General features: G+C 37.9%; 20 protein-coding genes and 3 pseudogenes. 18 read left to right on the top strand and 5 right to left on the bottom strand.

The genetic code is table 11. The annotated features are described in order from the left end of the window. The first annotated feature begins 101 nt into the window (after nucleotides 1-101). From polA to coaE, 3 genes are read left to right on the top strand one after another with little or no spacing between them, the layout of a single operon-like run. On the top strand, nucleotides 102-2,747 hold the full coding sequence (polA, locus tag ACFSR0_RS03565) for a DNA polymerase I (protein ID WP_379979976.1): 2,646 nt from the start codon (nucleotides 102-104) through the stop codon (nucleotides 2,745-2,747). A 15-nt stretch (nucleotides 2,748-2,762) separates the two neighbouring features. Further along, on the top strand, nucleotides 2,763-3,593 hold the full coding sequence (mutM, locus tag ACFSR0_RS03560) for a DNA-formamidopyrimidine glycosylase (RefSeq protein WP_379979974.1): 831 nt from the start codon (nucleotides 2,763-2,765) through the stop codon (nucleotides 3,591-3,593). Between the two features lie 2 nt (nucleotides 3,594-3,595). Next, nucleotides 3,596-4,210 carry a dephospho-CoA kinase gene (gene coaE, locus ACFSR0_RS03555; RefSeq protein WP_379979972.1) on the top strand — a complete coding sequence of 205 codons (615 nt, stop codon included), beginning with the start codon at nucleotides 3,596-3,598 and terminating at the stop codon, nucleotides 4,208-4,210. A 127-nt stretch (nucleotides 4,211-4,337) separates the two neighbouring features. On the opposite strand, the pseudogene ACFSR0_RS03550 reads toward coaE, so the two are convergent. After that, nucleotides 4,338-4,595: pseudogene (locus tag ACFSR0_RS03550) on the bottom strand (Txe/YoeB family addiction module toxin). After that, a complete protein-coding gene (locus ACFSR0_RS03545; protein WP_379979970.1) occupies nucleotides 4,588-4,848 on the bottom strand; it encodes a type II toxin-antitoxin system Phd/YefM family antitoxin in 261 nt (86 codons plus the stop codon). The pseudogene ACFSR0_RS03550 and the gene ACFSR0_RS03545 overlap by 8 nt, the downstream one beginning before the upstream one ends. Before the next feature lie 373 nt (nucleotides 4,849-5,221). Between ACFSR0_RS03545 and nrdR the strand changes: the two genes are divergently transcribed. From nrdR to clpB, 11 genes and pseudogenes are all read left to right on the top strand, one after another. Next, nucleotides 5,222-5,686 carry a transcriptional regulator NrdR gene (gene nrdR, locus ACFSR0_RS03540; RefSeq protein ID WP_379979968.1) on the top strand — a complete coding sequence of 155 codons (465 nt, stop codon included), beginning with the start codon at nucleotides 5,222-5,224 and terminating at the stop codon, nucleotides 5,684-5,686. A gap of 27 nt (nucleotides 5,687-5,713) precedes the next feature. Next, complete coding sequence (locus ACFSR0_RS03535) at nucleotides 5,714-7,123, top strand: replication initiation and membrane attachment family protein (protein ID WP_379979966.1); 1,410 nt, start codon at nucleotides 5,714-5,716, stop codon at nucleotides 7,121-7,123. Then, nucleotides 7,123-8,052 (top strand): primosomal protein DnaI, encoded by a 930-nt coding sequence (gene dnaI / locus ACFSR0_RS03530; RefSeq protein ID WP_379979964.1) that lies wholly within the window; start codon nucleotides 7,123-7,125, stop codon nucleotides 8,050-8,052. Before ACFSR0_RS03535 ends, dnaI begins: the two co-directional genes overlap by 1 nt. Nucleotides 8,053-8,062: 10 nt before the next feature. After that, entirely contained in the window at nucleotides 8,063-8,371 is a 309-nt protein-coding gene (locus ACFSR0_RS03525; protein WP_379979962.1) for a hypothetical protein, read from the top strand. 6 nt (nucleotides 8,372-8,377) lie between these two features. Next, nucleotides 8,378-9,079 carry a tRNA (adenine(22)-N(1))-methyltransferase gene (locus ACFSR0_RS03520; protein ID WP_379979960.1) on the top strand — a complete coding sequence of 234 codons (702 nt, stop codon included), beginning with the start codon at nucleotides 8,378-8,380 and terminating at the stop codon, nucleotides 9,077-9,079. Further along, nucleotides 9,076-10,197, top strand: coding sequence for a Nif3-like dinuclear metal center hexameric protein (locus ACFSR0_RS03515; protein ID WP_379979957.1), 1,122 nt, complete (start codon nucleotides 9,076-9,078; stop codon nucleotides 10,195-10,197). The genes ACFSR0_RS03520 and ACFSR0_RS03515 overlap by 4 nt, the downstream gene beginning before the upstream one ends. Before the next feature lie 12 nt (nucleotides 10,198-10,209). Continuing rightward, nucleotides 10,210-11,445 (top strand): annotated as a pseudogene (gene pepT, locus ACFSR0_RS03510) (peptidase T). 76 nt (nucleotides 11,446-11,521) lie between these two features. Continuing rightward, nucleotides 11,522-12,442, top strand: a complete 921-nt coding sequence (locus tag ACFSR0_RS03505) for a diacylglycerol/lipid kinase family protein (protein ID WP_379979955.1) — start codon at nucleotides 11,522-11,524, stop codon at nucleotides 12,440-12,442. Further along, complete coding sequence (locus tag ACFSR0_RS03500) at nucleotides 12,439-12,723, top strand: DUF1294 domain-containing protein (RefSeq protein ID WP_379979953.1); 285 nt, start codon at nucleotides 12,439-12,441, stop codon at nucleotides 12,721-12,723. Before ACFSR0_RS03505 ends, ACFSR0_RS03500 begins: the two co-directional genes overlap by 4 nt. Nucleotides 12,724-12,735: 12 nt before the next feature. After that, complete coding sequence (locus ACFSR0_RS03495) at nucleotides 12,736-13,770, top strand: lysylphosphatidylglycerol synthase transmembrane domain-containing protein (protein WP_379979951.1); 1,035 nt, start codon at nucleotides 12,736-12,738, stop codon at nucleotides 13,768-13,770. Between the two features lie 91 nt (nucleotides 13,771-13,861). Continuing rightward, on the top strand, nucleotides 13,862-16,471 hold the full coding sequence (gene clpB / locus ACFSR0_RS03490) for an ATP-dependent chaperone ClpB (RefSeq protein ID WP_379979949.1): 2,610 nt from the start codon (nucleotides 13,862-13,864) through the stop codon (nucleotides 16,469-16,471). A 62-nt stretch (nucleotides 16,472-16,533) separates the two neighbouring features. On the opposite strand, the gene ACFSR0_RS03485 is transcribed toward clpB, so the two are convergent. From ACFSR0_RS03485 to ACFSR0_RS03475, 3 genes are read right to left on the bottom strand one after another with little or no spacing between them, the layout of a single operon-like run. Beyond that, the gene (locus ACFSR0_RS03485; RefSeq protein ID WP_379979947.1) at nucleotides 16,534-17,220 is read right to left on the bottom strand and encodes a hypothetical protein; all 687 of its coding nucleotides are present in this window, start codon (nucleotides 17,218-17,220) and stop codon (nucleotides 16,534-16,536) included. 1 nt (nucleotide 17,221) lies between these two features. Next, nucleotides 17,222-17,710 (bottom strand): nucleoside 2-deoxyribosyltransferase, encoded by a 489-nt coding sequence (locus tag ACFSR0_RS03480; RefSeq protein WP_379979945.1) that lies wholly within the window; start codon nucleotides 17,708-17,710, stop codon nucleotides 17,222-17,224. Between the two features lie 15 nt (nucleotides 17,711-17,725). Next, complete coding sequence (locus ACFSR0_RS03475; RefSeq protein ID WP_379979943.1) at nucleotides 17,726-18,946, bottom strand: GNAT family N-acetyltransferase; 1,221 nt, start codon at nucleotides 18,944-18,946, stop codon at nucleotides 17,726-17,728. 146 nt (nucleotides 18,947-19,092) lie between these two features. Here ACFSR0_RS03475 and lepA point away from each other — a divergent pair, with 146 nt between their 5' ends. The 4 genes and pseudogenes from lepA to ACFSR0_RS03455 all read left to right on the top strand — a co-directional run bounded on the left by lepA (nucleotide 19,093) and on the right by ACFSR0_RS03455 (nucleotide 23,069). After that, entirely contained in the window at nucleotides 19,093-20,931 is a 1,839-nt protein-coding gene (gene lepA / locus ACFSR0_RS03470) for a translation elongation factor 4 (RefSeq protein ID WP_379979941.1), read from the top strand. A gap of 143 nt (nucleotides 20,932-21,074) precedes the next feature. After that, nucleotides 21,075-21,986 carry a helix-turn-helix domain-containing protein gene (locus ACFSR0_RS03465; protein WP_379979939.1) on the top strand — a complete coding sequence of 304 codons (912 nt, stop codon included), beginning with the start codon at nucleotides 21,075-21,077 and terminating at the stop codon, nucleotides 21,984-21,986. Between the two features lie 92 nt (nucleotides 21,987-22,078). Continuing rightward, nucleotides 22,079-22,543: pseudogene (locus ACFSR0_RS03460) on the top strand (thioester domain-containing protein); the annotation flags it as partial. A 166-nt stretch (nucleotides 22,544-22,709) separates the two neighbouring features. After that, a complete protein-coding gene (locus ACFSR0_RS03455; protein WP_379979937.1) occupies nucleotides 22,710-23,069 on the top strand; it encodes a YdcP family protein in 360 nt (119 codons plus the stop codon). Nucleotides 23,070-23,096 lie beyond the last annotated feature (27 nt).

Genomic DNA, 23,096 nt, shown 5'->3' with positions numbered 1-23,096 from the left:
TCTTTTTTTTTTACAAACAAAACAATTCTTCCAAATCAATCGCTTTACGGAACTATCTTTGTTAAAATGAGGAGAATAGGAATGGTTGGAGGAATGAGAACATGCCTAAAAAGAAATTATTATTAATCGATGGAAATAGCGTTGCATTTCGCGCTTTTTTTGCGTTACACCAGTCGTTGGATCGGTTCAAAAATGCAAATGGCTTACATACAAATGCGCTCTATGCATTTCATACCATGTTTACAAAAGTTATGGAAAAAGAACAACCAACGCATGTACTAGTTGCGTTTGATGCAGGAAAGACAACTTTCCGTACAGAAATGTACGCGGATTATAAAGGTGGTCGAGCAAAGACTCCGAGTGAATTTAAGGAACAATTGCCTTATTTACGAGAATTATTGGATGCATTTGGTGTCACCCATTATGAACTTCCCAATTACGAAGCAGATGACATTATTGGCACTCTGGCTCACCGTGTGGACAAGTCCTTATTCGATGTTGTTATTTTAACTGGGGATCGTGATTTAACCCAACTAGCGGAAGAACAAGTTACAGTTGATATAACAGTGAAGGGTGTTAGTGAGATTGAACCGTACACGCCTGCATCCATCGCTGAAAAATATCAAGGATTGAAACCTAAGCAGATTATTGATATGAAAGGGTTAGCAGGTGATGCATCAGACAACATTCCTGGAGTCACGAAAATTGGTGAGAAAACAGCAATTAAATTACTTAATCAATTTGGAAGTGTTGAAGGCATTTACGAACATCTTGATGAATTAAAGCCAAGTAAGATGAAAGAAAATTTAATTCATGACAAAGAACAAGCGCTATTATCGAAAACTTTAGCAACCATTAATATCGATGCACCTGTAACGATTACGATTGATCAATTGGCATACAAAGGAAAAAATACAGATCAGTTGGTGGCTTTTTATCAAGAAATGAATTTTCAATCCTTTTTATCCAAACTAACGCTAACGGATACAGAAAAAAACTTAACGGACATTTCCTACGATTATGTAACAGAGCTAAAGCCTGAAATGTTTGGTGATATGGGTGAACTGTATGTTGAAATGCTTGAAGAAAATTATCATTTAAGTGATATTGTTGGTTTTGCCTGGTCAAATGGAAAGCGAATCTATGTAACAGACGATCTTTCCCTTTTGGAAAATGAAGTGTTTCAAGATTGGCTTTTCAATAAGGAAAAAAAGAAAACCGTTTTTGATGCCAAACGCACAACGGTTGCACTACATCGCTATATCGGCAATCCAAAGGGTATTCAATTTGATATTTTATTAGCCGCCTATTTACTTGATACCAATGATTCCTCAAATGACATTGCGCTTGTTGCGCGTCAATACGGTTTGTCGGACATTGAGACAGATGAAGCAGTTTATGGAAAAGGGGTTAAAAAAGGGCTACCTGATGACAATGAACGCTTTTATAATCATCTGGCTCGAAAAATATATACCTTGCACCAACTTGAATCCAAATTAACGGATGAATTGGTGGAAAAAGGGCAGTGGACATTATTTAAAGAGATGGAATTGCCTTTGTCGTTTATTCTTGCTGAAATGGAAATGACGGGCATTCATGTTGATGCACAGCGGTTGATTGCAATGAAAGGAGAACTAGCTTCCAAATTGCACGCCATCGAGGAAAAAATTTACGCAGAGGCCGGTGAACAGTTTAATCTCAACTCACCGAAACAACTAGGGGTCATTTTATTTGAAAAGATGGGCTTGCCTGTAATCAAGAAAACGAAAACAGGCTACTCAACTGCAGTGGATGTTTTGGAACAATTGAAGGAACAAGCACCAATTGTGGAAGATATCTTGACTTATCGGCAGATTGCCAAAATTCAATCGACGTATGTTGAAGGATTGTTACGTATGATCCAATCTGATGGAAAAGTCCATACGCGTTACGTGCAAACACTCACTCAAACAGGTCGTTTGAGTTCCGTAGATCCTAATTTACAGAACATCCCTATTCGACTTGAAGAAGGACGAAAGATTCGTCAGGCATTTGTTCCTAGAGCAAATGATTGGGTTATTTATTCTTCAGATTATTCGCAGATTGAACTGCGCGTTTTGGCACATATTTCTGGTGATGAACATCTGCAAGAAGCGTTTCGCGAAGGACAAGATATTCATACAAGTACAGCTATGCGGGTTTTCGGCATCCAACATGCAGATGAAGTAACACCAAATATGCGACGTCAAGCAAAAGCCGTTAACTTTGGAATTGTCTACGGTATTTCTGATTATGGTTTGTCACAAAATTTAGGTATTACCAGAAAACAAGCACAACAGTATATTGATACCTATTTTGATCGGTATCCAGGTGTGAAGGCTTATATGAAAAATGTGGTGGAGCAAGCCAAGAAAGATGGGTATGTTGAAACGTTGTATCATCGTAGAAGATACTTGCCTGATCTCTATGCTAAAAATTTCAATATTCGCTCCTTTGCTGAAAGAACAGCGATTAATTCGCCTATTCAAGGCAGTGCTGCAGATATTTTAAAAATCGCGATGATTGAAATGGACAAACAATTGAAGGAAAATCATTTCGCAGCAACCATGCTCTTACAGGTTCATGATGAACTTGTTTTTGAAGTTCCAGAAAAAGAGCTGAAACAATTAGATCAATTAGTCAAAGAGGTAATGGAGCATGCTGTAACATTGGCCATTCCACTTGTGACGGATAGTAACTGGGGAAAAACATGGTATGATGCAAAATAGTAGGGAAGTGATGAGATGCCGGAATTACCAGAAGTTGAGACCGTTCGAAAGGGATTATCGCAACTGGTTATAGGAAAAGAAATTCAAACTGTCCACGTACTCTGGGAGCGGATGATTGCCAATGAGAAGAAGGAATGCTTTGAACAACAATTATCAGGTCAATCAATTGAAACCATTCAGAGACGGGGAAAATTTTTAATTTTTTTCCTCACTTCCAATGAACTAATTTCTCATTTACGAATGGAAGGAAAATATGAATATTTTCCTAAAGAAACTGCACCAACAAAGCACACACATGTCATTTTTCAGTTTACAGATGGCTCGGAATTGCATTATCAAGATGTACGAAAATTTGGCAGATTTGCATTAGTGGAAAAGGGAACATGGTCTTCTTATCCAGGAATTGCCAAACTCGGACCGGAACCAACGGCTAGTCAATTTTCGCTAGATTCATTTCAGCAAAAACTAGCTAAATCAACAAAAGCTATTAAACCTTTATTGTTAGAACAAAAGCTCGTAACTGGGCTTGGAAATATTTATGCTGATGAAGTTCTTTGGCAAGCAAAGATTCATCCTGAGACGGGTGCAAACACATTAACAGAGAAAGAAATAAAGTTACTTCACCAAGCCATTATCCGTGTGCTTCAAGAAGCAGTTGAGGCAGGTGGAACAACGATTCGAACCTATCACAATGCTTTAGGTGAAGCTGGAACATTCCAAATTTCGCTCCACGCTTATGGACAACAAGGAAAACCGTGTATGCGATGTGGAACACCTATTAAAAAAATAAAAGTTGCTCAAAGAGGAACGCATTTTTGTCCAAATTGTCAAAAAAAGAAGGAATAGACATGACGTATGTATTGGGGATTACAGGTGGGATTGCTTCTGGTAAATCAACGGTGATTCACTACTTAGAATCCTTTCACATTCCAATTGTTGATGGCGATGTCATCGCTAGGAAGATTGTTGAGAAGGGACAGCCCGCATTAGAAGAAATTAAGACGGTGTTTGGGGCTGACATAGTCGATAAGGCAGGCAATCTACGAAGAAAAGAATTAGCAGCCATTATTTTTGGTGATAAATCAAAACGCAAAGAATTAGATGAACTTCTGGAACCTTTTTTACGCCAAGCAATTGTTACTGAACTAATGAATCATAAGCAACAAGCTGTCCCTTTAGTTGTTGTCGATTTGCCTTTATTATTCGAAGCCAAGTATGAACACTTAATGGACGGAGTGGCTGTTGTTTTTGTCAATCAACAACAACAACGGGAACGTTTAATGAAACGCGATCAATTATCTTTTGAAGCAGCCAGTCAGCGAATCAATAGTCAAATGCCCTTAGAAGAAAAATGCTTGTTGGCTGATTTTATTTTTGACAATAGTCACAGTCAATATGAAACCGAACAGCAAGTGGCACAATGGTTGGAAGAACATCATTTTAAAAAAAAATCACATGGGTAAGTTGTTATTTTTTGAACTCTTCGATTGCAAAATGAAGCTAGACAACTAGAAAAGTCATTTGTGCTACACTCAAAATAGTTCCGATAAAAGAGGGATAAAGAGTGAGTGCAAATGACCGCTACTCATCTTACTGATAATGGTCTTTAGCTGAATAGAAATAAATCGTTGCATTTTTTTGAATAAATTAAGCGGTGTTCCTCTGCAATTCTTCTCGATCATTGACCTGAAAAGTTAGGTTTTAATGGTTCAGGTTTTCCTATTCCTAAAAAGAGAGTATGATTGATATCTTTACTTAATTTGTTCCTCTTCTTGATATTGCTTTTATCTCCTTGTTCCTATCATACATATAGTCATTCCATGTATCGTCTGACCAAACTTTACTCATCTGATGCTACCTCAAATAATTCGTGTGTAAGAAACTTTCCCACTTTAAATTGTCTACGAGTTTTATCCATCAAATAATTATTAGACAAAATTCGTAATGTTTCCTGCATAGAAACATAATCTCTTTTTGACAGCACAACGACAGTATCTTCGATATTTTTTGTTGTAACAATCAATATATCCGTATCTCCATCCACTTGTTTCATATAGCTTCGCAAATTTTGTCTAAAATTAGAATAAGTAATTGCTTCCATTTTTAAACTCTCCAATTATTCTCATAAATATATTGTTTAATAAACAGTACAATTTTTAAAGGTGTTTGTTCCCTTCACATAAATGGCATTAAATCAAGCCAATTTTCCCCATTTTGAGTAATAACGCCCACTATTATAGAAACCAACTTTTTAGCTTAAAATTTGAATGCCAGACTCTTTTTTCTTGCGTTTAGTGAACGAAGCTGTAGGAGCTAACTAACCAGTTTCGTTCTTTATGCACTGATTGGTCGCTTTACCGAGTAATTCGCTTTTGTAGTATTAGTAATAAGAATTTTCGTGTTATAATAAATGAAATAAAGTTTATTTTTCATGAAAAATAAACTTGTCAATATATTGGAAAGAGGTGAGTGTTGTGCATTGTCCAAAATGCCACTATAATAGTTCGCGTGTTATTGATAGTCGTCAAGCTGATGATGGACGTGCCATCCGTCGTCGTCGTGAATGTGAAAACTGCGGCTATCGGTTTACTACTTTTGAACGGATTGAAGAAACACCGCTACTTGTTGTGAAAAAAAATGGCGATCGTGAAGAATTTAGTCGCGAAAAAATTTTACGCGGTTTGATTCGTTCTGCAGAAAAACGACCGGTTGCTATGGAACAGATGGAAGCAGTTGTTGACCACGTTGAAACGCGTGTTCGTGAAATGGGAGATAAAGAAGTCTCGACGAATCAAATTGGCGAATTTGTTATGGAAGAATTGGTGAAACTTGATGAGATCGCTTATATTCGGTTTGCAAGTGTTTATCGACAGTTTAAAGATATGTCTGTCTTTTTAAAAGAACTCCAGGACATCGTTGATAAAGCAAATAAAAAGTAAAGAATTAGAAATGAAGGTGACAATAGTATGCAATCCGATATTCAACCCAATAGTTTGTACCAGGCATTTAAAGCAAGTCGTTTATCTGATGATGGGACGGACGCATTGACGATACTTTATCAGCCAATTATTGGTGCTGATGCAGTTGCCTTATATTTTTCTTTGACAAATGATGCGATAAAAGGTTCCTCTGATGAATTCACCCATTTAGATTTGCTTAATCAGTTAAATTTTGGAATGAATCGATTCCTAGAAGCAAGGTACCATTTGGAAGGAATGGGGCTACTTAGCACCTACAGAAATGAAACGTTGGAGTTTGGTCATGTATATGGGTATGAATTAATTGAACCTCTCTCACCAAACCGTTTTTTTGCAGATTCAACTTACACCTTTTTGTTGAAAAGCATGGTTGGTGAACGGCGGTTTCAAGTACTAGCCAAACGATATACCGCGCCTCAGTTTAACTGGTCATCATATACAGAAATATCAAAGCGTTTTTCTGAAGTGTATGCATTCCAACCATTGGATTATCAAAGAAATCAAGTAGAGTTGGAGCAGCTTGCCCATCAGTTTGCGACCAATGAACCACAAAGTCAGTTACAAATTGAAGGAACCTTGGATTGGTCATTTTTAGTGTTTCATGCCCAAAAAAAGCAAATTGCAGCCGCAAACTTCACAGCTGAATTTTCCAAAAAAATAGAATTGTATCATGAATTTTATGGGCTGGATGAAATGGAATTGGTTCAGCTCATGGCAGATATTGTCGATATCTCGACGGGGATGGTCGAAATAAATGAATTAGAGAAACACATCGTGACCAAATATCGAAGAATGCATGAAAAAGAGCAATCAAGCACTCAAAGGACAAATGATGACGAGCAAATGCGCCGCTTTCATACGTTGAAACAAAACGGATTTTCCGATATTGATCTTCAAATTATCAAAGAAAGTGAACAAACAGCTCCTGCCAATTATTTAGCAGCAATCAAACACGAAAAAAATAGCTATGCATCAAAATTGGAAGAATGGATTGTTAAGGATTTAGTTGAGCGAAGTCCGTTACCAACTAGTGTGATTAATGTATTGTTGCATTATGTCCTAGTTGTTCAAAATAATAGTGTTTTGCCTCAAAAATTAGTAGACAAAATTGCTGCTGATTGGTCTGAAAAAAAAGTAGCTACGCCAGAAGAAGCAATTCAGTTTGTACGAACATTGGCGAAAGAGGCGAAGGAAACCAAACAAAAACGCGCAATGCAATATCAAAATCGTTCTAGCAATAAGCAAGTGACGAGAGAAGAACAATTGCCAAAATGGCTAATTGAACAGGAAAAAAATAAATTGAAAGTCAATCAAACGGATGAAAAAGAAGTGGCTTTGACGGATGAAATGAATCAACGATTTCAGGCATATTTAAAGCGAAAAGAAGGTGAAAAATAATGGAAGATGTAGGAAAAAACCTCAAACAGCTAATGAATAAAAAAAATTACCGTTTGCGTTATGAAGAAATGATGAACGACGTACTTCAAAATGAAGAAGTAAAGTTATTCTTGGCAGAGCATCAGACGCAATTAAGCGAGCAAGATATTGAAAAAAGTTTTGCAAAACTATATGAATTTGTACAAGAAAAAAAGAAATTTCTGGTAAATGATCCTTCAATGATTGCACCGGGCTATGAACCAAAATTGACGTTAAATTTTCATTTTATTGATGTGACCTATGTCCCCACAAAAGCTTTGTTAGAAAAGGAACATCAACTGGAAATTGCAAATCGCATTCAAACAATCAGTATGCCCAAAGATATCCAAAAAGCATCATTGAAGGAATACGAGCGAACTCCAGGTAGAGGAGAAGCTTGGATTTCTGCCTTCGAATTTGTCGAGGCCTATACAAGCGCTCCTAAGGAATTCCATAAAGGATTGTATTTAGTTGGCAGCTTTGGCGTGGGGAAAACTTATCTACTGGGGGCAATCGCACGGGATTTGGCTGAGGCGGGTTATTTGACTACGCTTTTACATTTTCCAACCTTCGCAGTAGAAATGAAACAAGCTATCGGAAAAGATGCGGTCGGTTCAAATTTGACGAAGGTCAAACAAGCCCCTTTGTTAATGATTGATGACATTGGAGCCGATGCGATGAGTAGCTGGATTCGAGATGATGTTTTTGGAGTGATATTGCAATATCGAATGCAAGAGAATTTACCAACCTTCTTTTCTTCCAATTTTTCAATGGACGAATTAGAGAAGCATTTATCTGTCACTCAAAGAGGCGAAATAGAGCCCTTAAAAGCAAAACGTATTATGGAAAGAATTCGTTATTTATCGCAAGAAATTAGTTTATCAGGAAGGAATCGACGGGAGCGTCCATAGAGGTGTGAAAGTGACTATTTACGGATTTGTTGAAACCATCACACAAGCTATCTCTGGTGAATCCATTTTGGAATTATCGCAAGTCTCATTTTTAAATGAGTTGTATGAAACCGTCTATTTGCCTGATAGACTGCTTGTTCAGTGTAGAAAGTCACAATTGGCAAAGCATGTTTCGTTTTACCAGTCCCAATTCATTTGTGTAACAACTTGGACGGAACCTAATCGAGAGGAACTGCTTGGCAAACATCAACTGACTGCAAATTACATTGAAACCATCGAATTAGATGTTCAAAATGAAGAAAGAAGAAGAAGGGATTGAGCGCGATTGAATGAGCACTTCCTTTCAAAACGATTGGAATGCGTCGGTAGTTATGTACCAAACCAAGCTCGCTTAGCGGATATTGGTTCAGATCATGCCTATTTACCGGTTCATTTAATGTTAAATAAAACGATAAGTTATGCAGTTGCTGGAGAAGTAGTCGATGGACCCTATCAATCTGCCAAGAAACAAGTTGAACGGTTGGGGTTAGCGGATTGGATAAAGGTCCGTTTGGCTAATGGTTTAGCAGCTGTTCTACCAGAAGATGCTATTCAAGTTGTCACCATTGCTGGAATGGGAGGGGCATTGATTGCCTCTATATTAGAGAATGGTCGTTTACAAGGACAGTTACAAGGTGTTCAACGTCTTATTCTGCAACCTAATGTCGGTGAACAGGGTCTTCGCATATGGTTGATGCAACACGGCTATCGAATTGTCGCAGAGGATATTTTAGAAGAGCAGAGAAAAATTTATGAAATTATTGTGGCGGAGCCAACGTTAGAGCCCGTGAATTACTCTGAAAAAGAGCGATTGTTTGGGCCGCTGTTGTTGCAACAAAAATCGCCGGTCTTTTTAAAAAAATGGCAGCACGAAAAAAAACAAAAAGAAACAGTCAAGGCAAATTTACTGCAAGCCCAAACTATTCCACAAGAGAAATTAGCTCAAATTGATAGAGAGCTTTCATTGATAAAGGAGTTGTTCGCATGAGTATAGATGGTCAACTATTTATTCGTCATTTCGAAGATTATTGTCCACTCTGGTTAGCTGAAGAAGGTGATCCAGTCGGGTTACATATTGGGACTTTAGACAAACCACTTCAGCGAATTATGATGACCTTAGATGTCCGCCCCGAAGTTGTAACCGAAGCGATTGAAAAAGGGGTAGATTTAATTATTGCAAAGCATCCACCGATTTTTCGACCGATTCAACGGCTAGTTCCAACTGATTTACAAACGAAAATGTATATGGATCTGGTAAAACATGATATCGCCGTTTATGCAGCCCATACGAATATGGATATCATTTGGGATGGCTTGAATGATTGGTTCTGTGAGGAATTGGGCGTAGAGGTGCAAGATTTTTTAAAGGAAACACACCAAGTGCGATGGAAAAAGTTGGCTGTTTCTGTTCCAGAAGAAGATGCAGGGAAGTTAAGAGCTGCATTGGCCGAAGCAGGTGCAGGGGAACAGGGCAATTACCGTGCAACGAGTTTTTCTTCAAATGGAATTGGTCGTTTTACACCTGTTAATGGAGCAAAACCAGCGATTGGTTCACTGAATCATCCAGAGGAAGTCCACGAAGAGAAGGTTGAGGTACTCTTTGCAGAAACCATCGAAAATGACGTGTTGACCGCGATGAAAAAGGTGCATCCGTATGAAGAAATTGCCTATGATGTGTTCTCCCTAGATAATGCACCACAAACATTTGGCATCGGGCGTATCGGGCAACTTTCAAAGCCAATGGAAACAGAACAATTCGTTCAAAAAGTGAAAGAGGTTTTTAAACTAGACGGATTGCGAATTGTCCAACCTCATCCAGCGAAGAAATGGATTCAAACCGTAGCTATTTGTGGTGGAACGGGAGGAAATCTCTATACCGAAGCTCTGCGGAAAAAGGCAGATGTCTATATTACGGGTGATGTTTATTATCATACTGCCCACGACATGCAAACCAATGGCTTAACAGTGATTGATCCTGGGCATCATATTGAAGTTCTTTGTATATCAAAATTTGTCGAAAAAATGTTAAAATGGAAAGAAGAATTGGACTGGCAAGTCGATATCATCCCATCAGAAGTAAATACCAATCCATTTGAATTTAGATAGGAGTTTTTATAAATGTCAAAATACGAAAATTTAGTTCCTCGTTTTCTTCGTTATGTGAAAACCGAAACACGCTCAAATCCAGAAAGTGATACAACACCTTCAACAGAATCACAAATTCATTTTGCGCATGAACTTGAAAAAGAATTGCTGGGTATCGGAATGTCTGACGTCCAATATTATCCCGAAAATGGGTTTGTTCTTGCAACATTACCAGCAAATACTTCAAAAAAAGTTCGTTCCATTGGGTTTATCTCCCATATGGATACAGCTGATTTTTCGGCTACCAATGTTCAACCTAAAATGGTAGAAAACTATGATGGTGAATCCGTGATTTCTCTTGATGCAGAAGGGAAATACACGTTAAATCCAACCGATTTTCCATTTTTAAAAAACTACAAAGGACAAACGTTAATTACAACTGACGGGTCTACGTTGTTAGGATCGGATGATAAGTGAGGAATTGCCGAAATTATGAGTGCCATGGAGTATCTATTAGCACACCCCGAAATTGAACACGGAGAAGTGAAGGTTGCCTTTGGTCCAGATGAAGAAATCGGTGTCGGTGCAGATAAATTTGACGTAGAAGAATTCGCTGTTGATTTTGCTTACACAATGGATGGTGGTCCAGTCGGTGAGCTACAATTTGAAACATTTAATGCCGCTCAGGCAACGATTCAAATATTAGGGAAAAATGTTCATCCCGGAACAGCAAAAAATACGATGATTAATGCGTTGCAACTAGCAATCGATTTTCATAATCAACTCCCTAGTGAAGAGGTGCCTGAAAAAACAGATGGTGTGGAAGGGTTCTATCACTTGATGGCGTTAAATGGAACACCGGAAGAAGCAACACTCAGCTATATTATTCGCGACCATGATCGGGAAACGTTTGAAAAACGGAAACAAACGCTTTTGACTATTCAAAAAAACATGAATGCATTGTATGATCAAGACCGAGTAATTATGGACATGTACGATCAATACTACAATATGAAGGAAATTATTGAGAAGGATATGTCGATCATTGAATTGGCCAAAAACGCAATGGAGTCATTGGCGATTGAGCCAATCATTGAACCAGTGCGTGGTGGAACGGATGGCTCAAAAATTTCATTTATGGGCATTCCAACACCTAATATTTTTGCTGGTGGAGAGAACATGCATGGTCGATATGAGTTCGTTGCCGTTGAAAGCATGGAAAAAGCAACAGATGTGATTATTAAAATTATCGAACTTAACGCAAACTAACAGAATAAATAAGAAAGGATAGGTAAGTAACGAGAATACTTGGCTGTCCTTTCTTTCATAGGAAGGAGAAGTGAAGATGGAGCGCGTCCTAATTTTATACAATGACTCTTCTGGCAAAAACGAAGGCGAAGGGATGGCCTTGCGCCTCAAGGAATTCATTGTAACTCGCCAAAGAGAATGGGTTGTGGCATGCCAACCATCGAATGCAACTAGTTCTCCTGAACATCTTCGGAAGAAAGCAGAACAGTTTCAAGCAAGCCGTCTAGTATTTATTGGCGGTGATGGAACCATTCACCATTTAATCAAAACATTTAGAAATCAATTGGAAAAGTATGTAATCGGAATTATTCCCGGTGGCACAGTGAATAATTTTGCACGTTCACTTGAAATTCCATTAACAGAAGAAGAAGCTTTCGCAGTAATTACCACAGGTCAAAAAAAAGCAGTCGATTACGCCTTAATTAATCAAGAAGATGTCATCATTTCCACTTTGACCATCGGCATTCTTGCGGATACTGCCGCACGTGTCAGTCAAAAAGAAAAGCAAACATTTGGCCCTTTCGCTTTTATGAAACGATTTTTAAAATTATGGATAAAAAAGAAACGATACCATCTAACCATTCAATCAGATAATCAAGTTTGGCAAGGAAAGGTTGCCTTGTTGACAATAACAATGACTAATTCTGCTGGGGGCTATGTGCATTTTGACGAAAGTGCCTCACCTGATGATGGCCAAATGCATGTAACGATTCTTGAAAAACTATCGATTTGGCAGACCTTCCGTTTATTGCCTTTTATCGTTCTTGGCGATTTAGATAAGATTCGGGATATTATTTATTTTTCAAGTAATAAGTTAACCATTTCAGCGACTGAACGACACGTTCAAACCCGTACAGATGGCGACCCAACTGCCTATCTACCGGTCAATTTAGAAGTTGTATCGAAAGGATTGACAGTATTAATTCCTGCGAAAGAAGAGGAGGATCATGAGAAGTGAAGTTTATTTGGGATGAATTCGTCCGAAATCCAATTTGGTTTTATTTGTTACTTGTCAATCTTTATACCTTTGGATTGATGGGATATGATAAAAGACAAGCCATTCACCATAAATGGCGAGTGCCAGAAGCGAATCTTTTATTTATTAGTAGCATTGGCGGTGGAGCGGGAGGCCTACTAGCTAGCCGCTTGTTTCATCATAAAACCCAAAAAAAGAAATTCTTTGTTTCCTTTATGATTGGTATCATTCTTGGTTGCTTACTTATTCTTTTTTATCATTGAAAGGAGGGACCCATGAATCGAAAAGCTATCTATCGTGTGATTGGCAATACCCTTTTTTTAGCAGCTATCATTGGCGTCGCCTACTATTTATTAAACAATTCTCTAAAAGATATCGTCCAACAAATCGTTCATACTCGTCCACTTTTATTGGTGCTTGTCATAGCGCTGGGTCTAGGATACCAACTTATTGAAGGAAAACTAACTCAGATGATTGTCAGAACAACAAAGGATTCATTCTCTTTTTGGGATGGATTTTGGGTCAGTAATTACGCTGCTTTTTTTCGGCTAATTACGTTTGGTACCGGCACTCTTTTATCGGAGTTGGCTTTTTATCATCGAAGAGCCATTCATTATTCTGAAAGTATCGGTATTTCAAGTTTACGTATCACGATTTACAAATTGACAGCATTTTTTTATGCCTTTAGTTGTTTATTGGTTCAAGCACCCACCTTGCTCTCACAACAAAAGACCCTTTTTTGGCTAATCTTAATAGGGTGCGCAGTTACGCTGTTACTCGCCGGATCGTTATTTTTTTTAGCGCTAAATGTACGCTTTCAAACATGGCTAATGAAAATTACGTCAAACCATGTTCATCAAGAAAAATGGCAGAATCGATTGAAGGCACTAAACTCAAATATTGATGCGTTACGGTCAACCATGCAGGCAACACTCGCCAATCATTCAAGATGTACGCAATTATTTTTCATTAGTCTGTTAAAATTTTTATTTTGGTATTCAATTCCCTTTTTTATTTTTCATGATATGGGCAAAGATATTTCTTGGTTAACGGCCTTTTCATTGATTAGTTTTGCAACTGTTCTCGCCGGAATTTTGCCATCACCAGGAGGGATTGGTTCCTTTGATTTTGTTTTTTCCTTTCTTTTTCAACCTTTAGTGGGGACTGTTGCAGCCATTTCGGCATTGCTACTGTACCGACTTGCTACGTATTTGCTGCCCTTTTCATTGGGATTTGTCTATGTCTTACTGGAAAAAAGGCAACAAATTCGTCAGGAAATAAAAGAAGTAAAATTAACCAAAGAGGAATGAAAAATGAGTTGCTATTTTTTGACCTTTACTGACCAATTTGGTATAATAGGTTTTGTAAGAAATCACTCTTACCTGATGGGAGGAATAGACGATGGAAATGGAAAAAATGACAACCACGATGCAAAGCTCCCTCGCGGAAGCGCAACAAGTGGCAATAAACCGTCACCATCAAGAAATTGATATTGCACATTTATGGAAAATTTTTATGCAACCGAATCATTTTGCACGCAATCTTTATAAAGATGCGGGAATTGATGTTGATGAATTTGAACGAGAAGTAGACCGCCTTCTAGATGAATTACCCGTTGTTGAAGGCAATCAAGTAAATTATGGTCAGACGATGAGTCAAAACCTTTTCCGACTGTTGACGGAAGCAGATCAAATCAGGGACTCATTTCAAGATGATTATTTGTCAACAGAAATTGTTTTGTTGGCTTTAATGAAATTGAAACATTATCCTTTAACGGAATATTTAAACAAACAACAGGTAACAGAAAAACAACTGAGAACAGCGATTGAAGAAATGCGAGGTGGGGATCGAGTGACTTCACAAAATCAAGAAGAAACCTATAAAGCACTTGAAAAATATGGTGTTGATTTAATACAACAAGTAAAAAATGGCAAAATGGATCCAATTATTGGTCGTGACGAAGAAATTCGTGACGTTATCCGCATTTTGTCTCGAAAGACGAAAAATAACCCTGTACTAATTGGGGAACCTGGTGTTGGGAAAACAGCGATTGTTGAAGGTTTAGCACAACGAATCGTTCGAAAAGATGTCCCAGAAAATTTGAAGGATAAGACGATTTTTTCATTAGATATGGGGGCATTAATTGCTGGAGCAAAATTTCGAGGCGAATTTGAAGAGCGTCTAAAAGCTGTGCTCCAAGAAGTGAAAAAATCAGACGGTCATATCATTTTGTTTATTGACGAAATTCATAATATTGTTGGTGCAGGCAAAACAGAAGGCAGCATGGATGCAGGTAATTTGTTAAAACCAATGTTGGCACGAGGCGAATTACATACTATTGGTGCGACAACGTTAGATGAATACCGACAATATATGGAAAAAGATAAAGCACTAGAACGTCGTTTCCAAAAAGTGTTGGTAAAAGAACCGACCGTTGAAGATACGATTTCGATTTTGAGAGGATTGAAAGAACGATTTGAAATTCATCATGGTGTCAATATTCATGATAACGCATTAGTCGCAGCTGCAACGCTATCTGATCGTTATATTACCGATCGTTTTTTACCAGACAAAGCAATTGATTTAGTTGATGAAGCCTGTGCAACGATACGGGTAGAAATGAATTCAATGCCTACTGAGTTGGATCAAGTGACAAGACGTTTAATGCAATTAGAAATCGAAGAAGCCGCTTTGAAAAAAGAAAGTGACGATGCATCGAAGAAGCGCTTGGCAAGCTTACAAGAAGAATTAGCGGATTTACGAGAAGAAGCGAATTCAATGAAGATGCAGTGGGAAACAGAAAAAGAAGAAGTAAATGCCGTTTCTAGCAAACGGGCTGAAATTGATCAAGCCAAACATGAATTGGAAGATGCCGAAAATAATTACGATTTGGAACGAGCAGCTGTCTTACGTCATGGTACAATTCCTCAATTGACTAAAGAATTAAACGAACTAGAAGAAAAAAACAAAAATGATTTTGGTCGGATGGTTCAAGAATCTGTGACTGAAAATGAAATTGCGACAGTGGTTGGCCGACTGACGGGTATCCCAGTTACGAGATTGGTCGAAGGCGAACGAGAAAAATTAATGAAGTTAAACGAAACACTTCATGAACGGGTCATCGGACAAGATGAGGCAGTTGATGCCGTTAGTGATGCTGTCCTTCGTTCAAGAGCTGGGTTGCAAGATCCACATCGACCATTGGGTTCATTTTTATTCTTAGGACCAACAGGTGTTGGGAAGACAGAACTAGCAAAAGCGCTAGCTGAAAATTTATTCGACTCAGAAGATCATATGGTCCGTATCGATATGAGTGAATATATGGAAAAACATTCTGTCTCACGTTTGGTTGGTGCACCTCCTGGCTATGTTGGTTATGAAGAAGGAGGACAACTGACAGAGGCTGTTCGTAGAAATCCGTATACCATTGTCTTACTCGATGAAATTGAAAAAGCACATCCAGATGTTTTTAATATTTTGTTGCAAGTTTTAGATGATGGACGTTTGACGGATTCTAAAGGCCGCGTAGTTGATTTCAAAAATACCGTCATGATTATGACGAGTAATATTGGTTCCCAACTTTTGCTTGAGGGTGTCACCCAAGAAGGAACCATTCCCGAAAAGGTGAAAGAACAAGTGTTAACGATGTTACGCGGAAGTTTTAAACCGGAATTTCTAAATCGAATTGATGACACAATTTTATTCACACCGTTAAGCTTAGAAAATGTGAAAGACATTGTTGACAAAATTATTTCCCAAGTGGCACAACGTTTGGAAGCACAAGATATCTACCTTGAATTGTCCAACGAGGCGAAAAATTGGATTGCTGAAAATGCCTATGAACCAGCTTATGGTGCACGGCCATTAAAACGTTTCATTACTCGTGAAGTAGAAACTCCTTTAGCAAAAGAGATCATTTCTGGTCGAATCTTGCCTAAGACGCGTGTAGTGATAACGTTGTTAGATCATCATTTGGTTTTCCAAAATGAACCAGTAGTGGAAGAAGAATAAAAAACAAAAAGAACGTCTGAGTCGAAGTAGTTCTCGATTCAGACGTTCTTTTTGATTTTTTGCTAAGCGCGATAATCTTCATCTTTTGGTGTTACGTTTTTACTTTTCACAATGCGATAAATTAAAAAGTATTCACCAGAACCACGTGATTGAATATAAGAATAAATAGCGATAATGCTTGCACCCACGGTATTCACTGCTAAATCACCCATTGTATCCATCAGTGCTGCCCGACCAACATAAGGAACTCCAGCGAGTGTTTGGTACCGTTGCAAATTCAAATTGGCAATAGTATCCCAAGTAAATTCCCAAAATTCCCAAAAAACACCACAAATTCCTGCGAAGCCAAAACCAAATAGCAGAAATACCCATACAGGAACTTTTTTTGTTGACACATTTTGCAAACCGTTGGTAATGATGCCATAACCAATCATAGAAAGTAACATAGGGCTTGTGCCATGTAGAATTTTATCCCAGAAAGGTACGATATCCATCATGTGTAAACAACTACCTAAAAAAACAGAAATAGCTAGGAAAAACCAATAAAAATAGATGGTTGCTTTCGGAAAATAAAAATGACTTATTTTTCGAATGGCATCTGGAGCAAAAATCAAGGCAATTCCTGCCAGACACTCAATCACAACGATCTTACCTGAAGCTGGTGTTGTGAGCCATTCATGAATGGTAAAAAAGAGCGTAATGATTGCAAAGCCTAATAAAGTTCGTCTTATTTTTTGATAAGTTGACAAGCTAATGGTCACGCTCCTCTAAATAATTTTTCAGACCAACAAGTAATTCTGTGGTTGAATGAAAAATTTCCCCATTTAACTTAATTAAACCAATCGTGTAGAGATTGACGTAATGAAATTGATTTTCCCCAATTGTTTTTAGCGCGTTTATTTTTTTGGTATTGGTTGCACCTTGTTGACGGCTATCTGTGTACAGTCCAATGATTGGAATGTTGGAAGCATAAGCAATTCCAATCTCAGAAGCGACACCAGGGTCAATCGTCAAACCATCCAAAAGGGCAATCATTAACTGACTTTTTTTCACTTCCTCCGTATCTGCTAATGCAATCATTTTGCTATCGGCGTACGCTTGTTTGTCATTGATGTCTCCATTTTCTTGAGGTAAGTAAATAGTATGCTGAGGATAGCGTTCGCGAATGGTTTGCGCGAGATGAGCATTAAACAAAGACTCACTTTCTGAAAACAAAGGTGCAGCAAAATAAAGATGCATCTGAACTCCTCCTATTTAGAAATAATCACTGAAATATGCTTCCATATCTGGAATAATTCGTTCCAAGGTACGCAAAGTTTCTTTATCTGTATGCAATCGTTCAATTCGTGAAAGGTAAGAAGCACGGCGATAATTCATTAACAAACAAGTGAGTGTCTGAATATCGATGGCGACCGCTTTACCAATGGGCTCTCTTGTGATACATGTTTGTTGAGTTGCTTCATCAAAAGTTAAGCTAAAAACGCCGTTATTCCATTCTGCAATGGGATCTTGAACCTGAAAATGAAACGGGCGGCTAAAAGATTTAAAAGGGAAGGCCTTTAAAAATTCTTCAACGTCTACAATTCGAGCCATGTAATAAGGTTCAATTTCTTCTTTAATCTGACTATCTTCCAATAAAAACGCAAGCGGTTCATTCTTATAAATGTCACCTTTGACCCAGTAAACCATTGAAAAGTGAGCAGAAACAAAATTCCACAAGCCATTTCGTGCTTCTTGATTTAAATAAAACATCTCTTTGATATGAAAAACTTCTTCAGCTACCCAATAGAACATTACTCCGGTTGGTTGACCTTCACGATTGTAGTAAATAGCAGCCGTGCGTTGATCTTCATTTTCATAACGCCAATATTCCTCCCAGTGGAAAGCGGAGCGTTGCAATGCGCCATGATTCTCTTTTGCAAATTGGTTGTAGACTTTGTAGACATCTTCATGGTCGACATCTTGTCGTTCAACCATTCCTGGAACCGCTACTGATTTTGGTAACTGTGTATCACGAATTTTAAACGAGATTTTATCTGACATAATCTCCCAACCTTTGCGCCGGTAATAAGGGATATTATAAGGATAAAGATAAGAAATCCATTGGTGATCCGCACGCATATTTTCCATAGCCAAACGAATCAAGCCTTGCATCAATCCATGGCCTGCATATTCGGGATAGGTACCAACACCTGTCACTCCACCCATTTCATAAATCGTTCCATGAATATTTACTTTGCACGGATAGATTGCAATCTGCGAAACTAGCTGATCTTTATTAAACCAACCAAACACTTTTGATAATTCTAAAATTGGTTTTTTTGATTTAATCATCTCACGTTTGTTTTCAAATCCGCTTTCTTCAATGTCTGCTTCGGTAATTTGGAAAACGTAACTTAATAATTCATTGAATTGATCAACATCTTTCTCTTCTACTGGTCGAATTTCTAGTTGATGACTTGAATCAAATTCCATTCTTTCAACTCCAATACTTCATTTTATAGACAAAGTATAACAGACATCTTAGCGATTGTTTAGTTCGTTGAATAGAAAAGCCTTTAATTCTGTTGCATGCGTTGGTATAATAAGAAAAGCTGATTAAAAGAAATGAAGGAGTACCTATGCATACAGTTGAAGAAATGAAGAAGCGTCAAAAAATGATTCGAAATTTTTCGATTATTGCTCATATTGATCATGGAAAATCAACATTAGCTGACCGAATTCTCGAACAAACCAATACCGTTTCATCTCGTGAAATGCAAGCCCAGTTGCTTGACTCGATGGATTTGGAACGTGAACGTGGCATTACCATTAAATTAAATGCAGTCGAATTAAACTATACAGCGCAAGATGGCAATACCTACATTTTTCATTTAATTGACACTCCGGGACATGTCGATTTTACGTATGAAGTTTCCCGCAGTTTGGCGGCCTGTGAAGGTGCAATCTTAGTAGTTGATGCAGCGCAAGGAATTGAGGCCCAAACTTTAGCTAATGTGTATTTGGCATTGGACAATGATTTGGAAATCTTGCCAGTAATTAACAAAATTGATTTGCCTGCTGCTGATCCAGAACGCGTACGCAAGGAAATTGAGGACGTCATTGGTATTGATGCCAGTGAAGCCGTTCTAGCTAGTGCTAAAGCAGGTATCGGCATCGAAGAAATTTTAGAGCAAATTGTCACTTATGTTCCTGAACCAACAGGTGACATTGAAGCCCCTCTAAAAGCATTGATTTTTGATTCGATTTATGATGCGTACAGGGGAGTTGTTTTGAATGTGCGTATTATGGATGGTGTCGTAAAACCCGGCGATCGTATTCAATTAATGAGCAATGGAAAAACATTTGAAGTGACTGAGGTAGGGGTCTTTTCCCCGAAAAGTATTAAACGAGACTATTTAATGGTTGGGGATGTAGGTTACATTACTGCTGCTATTAAAACTGTCCAAGACACACGAGTAGGTGATACGATTACCTTAGCCGATAACCCTGCAACTGAGGCACTTGAAGGCTATCGCCACATGAATCCGATGGTGTATTGTGGCCTGTATCCAATCGATACGTCTCGTTACAATGATTTACGGGAAGCACTTGAAAAATTACAACTGAATGATGCTGCCTTGCAATTTGAACCAGAGACATCGCAAGCATTGGGATTTGGCTTTCGTTGTGGGTTCCTAGGATTGCTCCATATGGATGTAGTGCAAGAACGCTTAGAAAGAGAGTTCAATCTTGAATTAATTACAACAGCACCTTCTGTTATTTATCACGTAAATAAGACCGACGGAACCCAAGTAATGGTTGATAACCCAGCTGATTTTCCAGAGCCTGTATCCATCCAAAGTGTAGAAGAACCTTATGTAAAAGCCACTATTATGGTACCAAACGAGTACGTGGGTGCTGTTATGGAGCTATCTCAACGCAAGCGTGGGGATTTTGTCACAATGGACTATCTTGATGATTATCGAGTCAATGTCGTTTATGAAATTCCATTGTCTGAAATTGTGTTTGATTTCTTTGATAAACTAAAATCAAGTACAAAAGGGTATGCTTCACTGGATTATGAAATGTCTGGTTATCGTGCAAGCCAGCTTGTAAAAATGGACATTCTATTGAATACTGAGAAAGTGGATGCATTAAGTTTCATTGTCCATAAAGAATTTTCATTTGAGCGTGGCAAAGCCATCGTTGAAAAATTAAAGAAACTGATCCCGCGCCAACAATTTGAGGTACCAATCCAAGCAGCAATCGGACAAAAAATTGTGGCTCGTTCTGACATTAAAGCTTTACGGAAAAATGTATTAGCAAAATGTTATGGTGGCGATGTTTCTCGGAAACGAAAACTATTAGAGAAACAAAAAGAAGGAAAAAAACGAATGAAACAAATTGGTTCCGTAGAAGTTCCACAAGAAGCCTTCATGGCTGTTCTGAAAATGGATGAAGACGAACCAAAGAAATAGCACGCTTTAAATTGAAAAGTTTATTAAATCAATCTTTTTGTGTGGCGGAAAAATTGTGATTTACCTGTTTAAAAAAATTTAAACTGTGAAGGTTTTTAACCGTCATTATATGATGAAAGCATCTCATGAGGAGGTGCTTTTTCATGCCTGAAAATATAAGTGGTGACTTACTTAAAATTTTAAGGAAAGAACGCAAGCTATCTCAAAAGAAGGTGGCTGATTTAGCAGGTGTATCACAAAGTTCTTTAGTAAAGTACGAAAAGGGAATAAGAAAAATCTCGAAGAATATTGACACTGTTTTAAGTGAGATTTTCAATGTAGATACACTTTTGGGTAATCAAACTGACTTAGTAACATCTACAGTAAATCAATTGTTGTCTTTCAAAGAAAAGAACAATTTAACAAGTAAGCAGTTAGCACAAAAGATTGGAATTGATGCACCTTTGATGAGTCGTATATTGAGCGGTAGTCGAAAGCCATCAAAGGATGTTCAGCAAAAAATTGCTGTGTTTCTCTCTAACTATGGTAAAGAAATTTTGATGGATATAAAGCAAGACGAAGATTCGTTTAAATTACCTATCGTCGATAAAATAGCGATGGGAAAGCGAATCCAAGAAATTCGAAAAATTCGAGGTGAGACACTGGAAAAATTTGGTAAGAATTTTACTCGACCAGCAGGTAAGAATGTTGTGAATAGATGGGAAAAGGGTACGAGCATTCCTGATATTGAAAGATTGATAAATGTAGCATACTTGGGTAAAGTGACTGTCCCTTATATTTTATATGGAGATACTTTTAGTAAGATGTTGAAAAGTGGATATAAGATTAACCAATTTGAAAAATTGGATTCGTTTCGAATGGGACTAAGACTCAGGAAAATTCGAAGGGATTATCGTATAGAAAGAGAAGACTTTGGAAAGTTTTTTTCACCTCCTATTACAAAATGGTCGATGGACAGATACGAGAATGGAAAAGATATTCCGAATACCAATCGCATCATTCAGTATGCCTATATAGGGAAAGTGTCTTTGGAGTTTTTGATATATGGTATATGATGTGCATTGAAAAAGAATAGTTTTAAACATTTGAGGCATTCATAAATGGATGTCTCTTTTTTTATATCCAATTTTGAAAGGAGAATTATTTTATGAAAAAGCCGAGATTTAAAAATTTACGATTGTTCGCGGCTTTAGCTTTGTTAGGTCAAACAGTTAGTGGATTAATAGGACCTTCGACCGTTCTTGCTGATGAGATTATTCATCCTCAAGAGGTAACAATTCATTATGACGTAAGTAAACTTTATGAAGTTGATGGAACCTTTAATGATGGTAGAACACTCTCAGAACGTACTACGTCATTATATGCAGAATATAATGGTTCAAAACAAACAGTATTTTGTATTGAACCAGGTATTAGTATTCCAACAGAAGTTACTCCAGGTTATGAAAAAAATCCATTACCTTCAATGTCTGAGAAAGCTAAGCTAGTTTCCATTCTTTGGAAAAAGGCAGGAACAGATATGGACACCAATATGGTGGCACAAAAAATGATTTGGGAGGAAGTGAACGGTTATACTCTTCATTCTATAAAACGGTTAGGTGGTGCATCAGTTGTTACTTTGATCTTTGCGACAGCTGGCTATTATTTCTGGAATCGTCGGAACTAAGGTGATGAGATGAAACAAGTAAATAGTAGAAAACAATACGCGCGGCCGCCTCCTAAAAAAGTGGTCGCGCTATTTTTGTACCCAAAACTAACAATGAAAAGAGGAAAAAAATATGGAATTGAAATTTGTTGTGCCAGATATGATCGAAACCTTTGGAAAGATAAGTTATGCCGGCGAAGGTGAAATTTTAACAGAAGGATATGGGCGGAATACAACGGTGATTGGTCGTAGTTATCATTTGTATTCCAGTAAACAACGAGCCGATGATATTGAAGTGGTGGTATCTGCGGAAGCCGGCGAAAAGGATTTTGACCAAGATCAACCACTAAAAGCTGTAAATCCCCACTTGGTTGCCAAAGGCTATGAGATCGAGAATCATGGGTTTACCGACTACGTTGTATTTTGCAAGGCTTTTATACATAAAATTGCAGAGAAAAACTACACAGCGCTGCATCCTGAAATGATTCTTTGATTAGTTTGATTTTGATAGAGCATTTTT

The organism is Enterococcus camelliae, from assembly GCF_042685105.1.
GTDB classification, from domain to species: Bacteria; Bacillota; Bacilli; order Lactobacillales; family Enterococcaceae; genus Enterococcus_G; species Enterococcus_G camelliae.
This window is presented reverse-complemented; position numbering and strand designations above follow the sequence as displayed.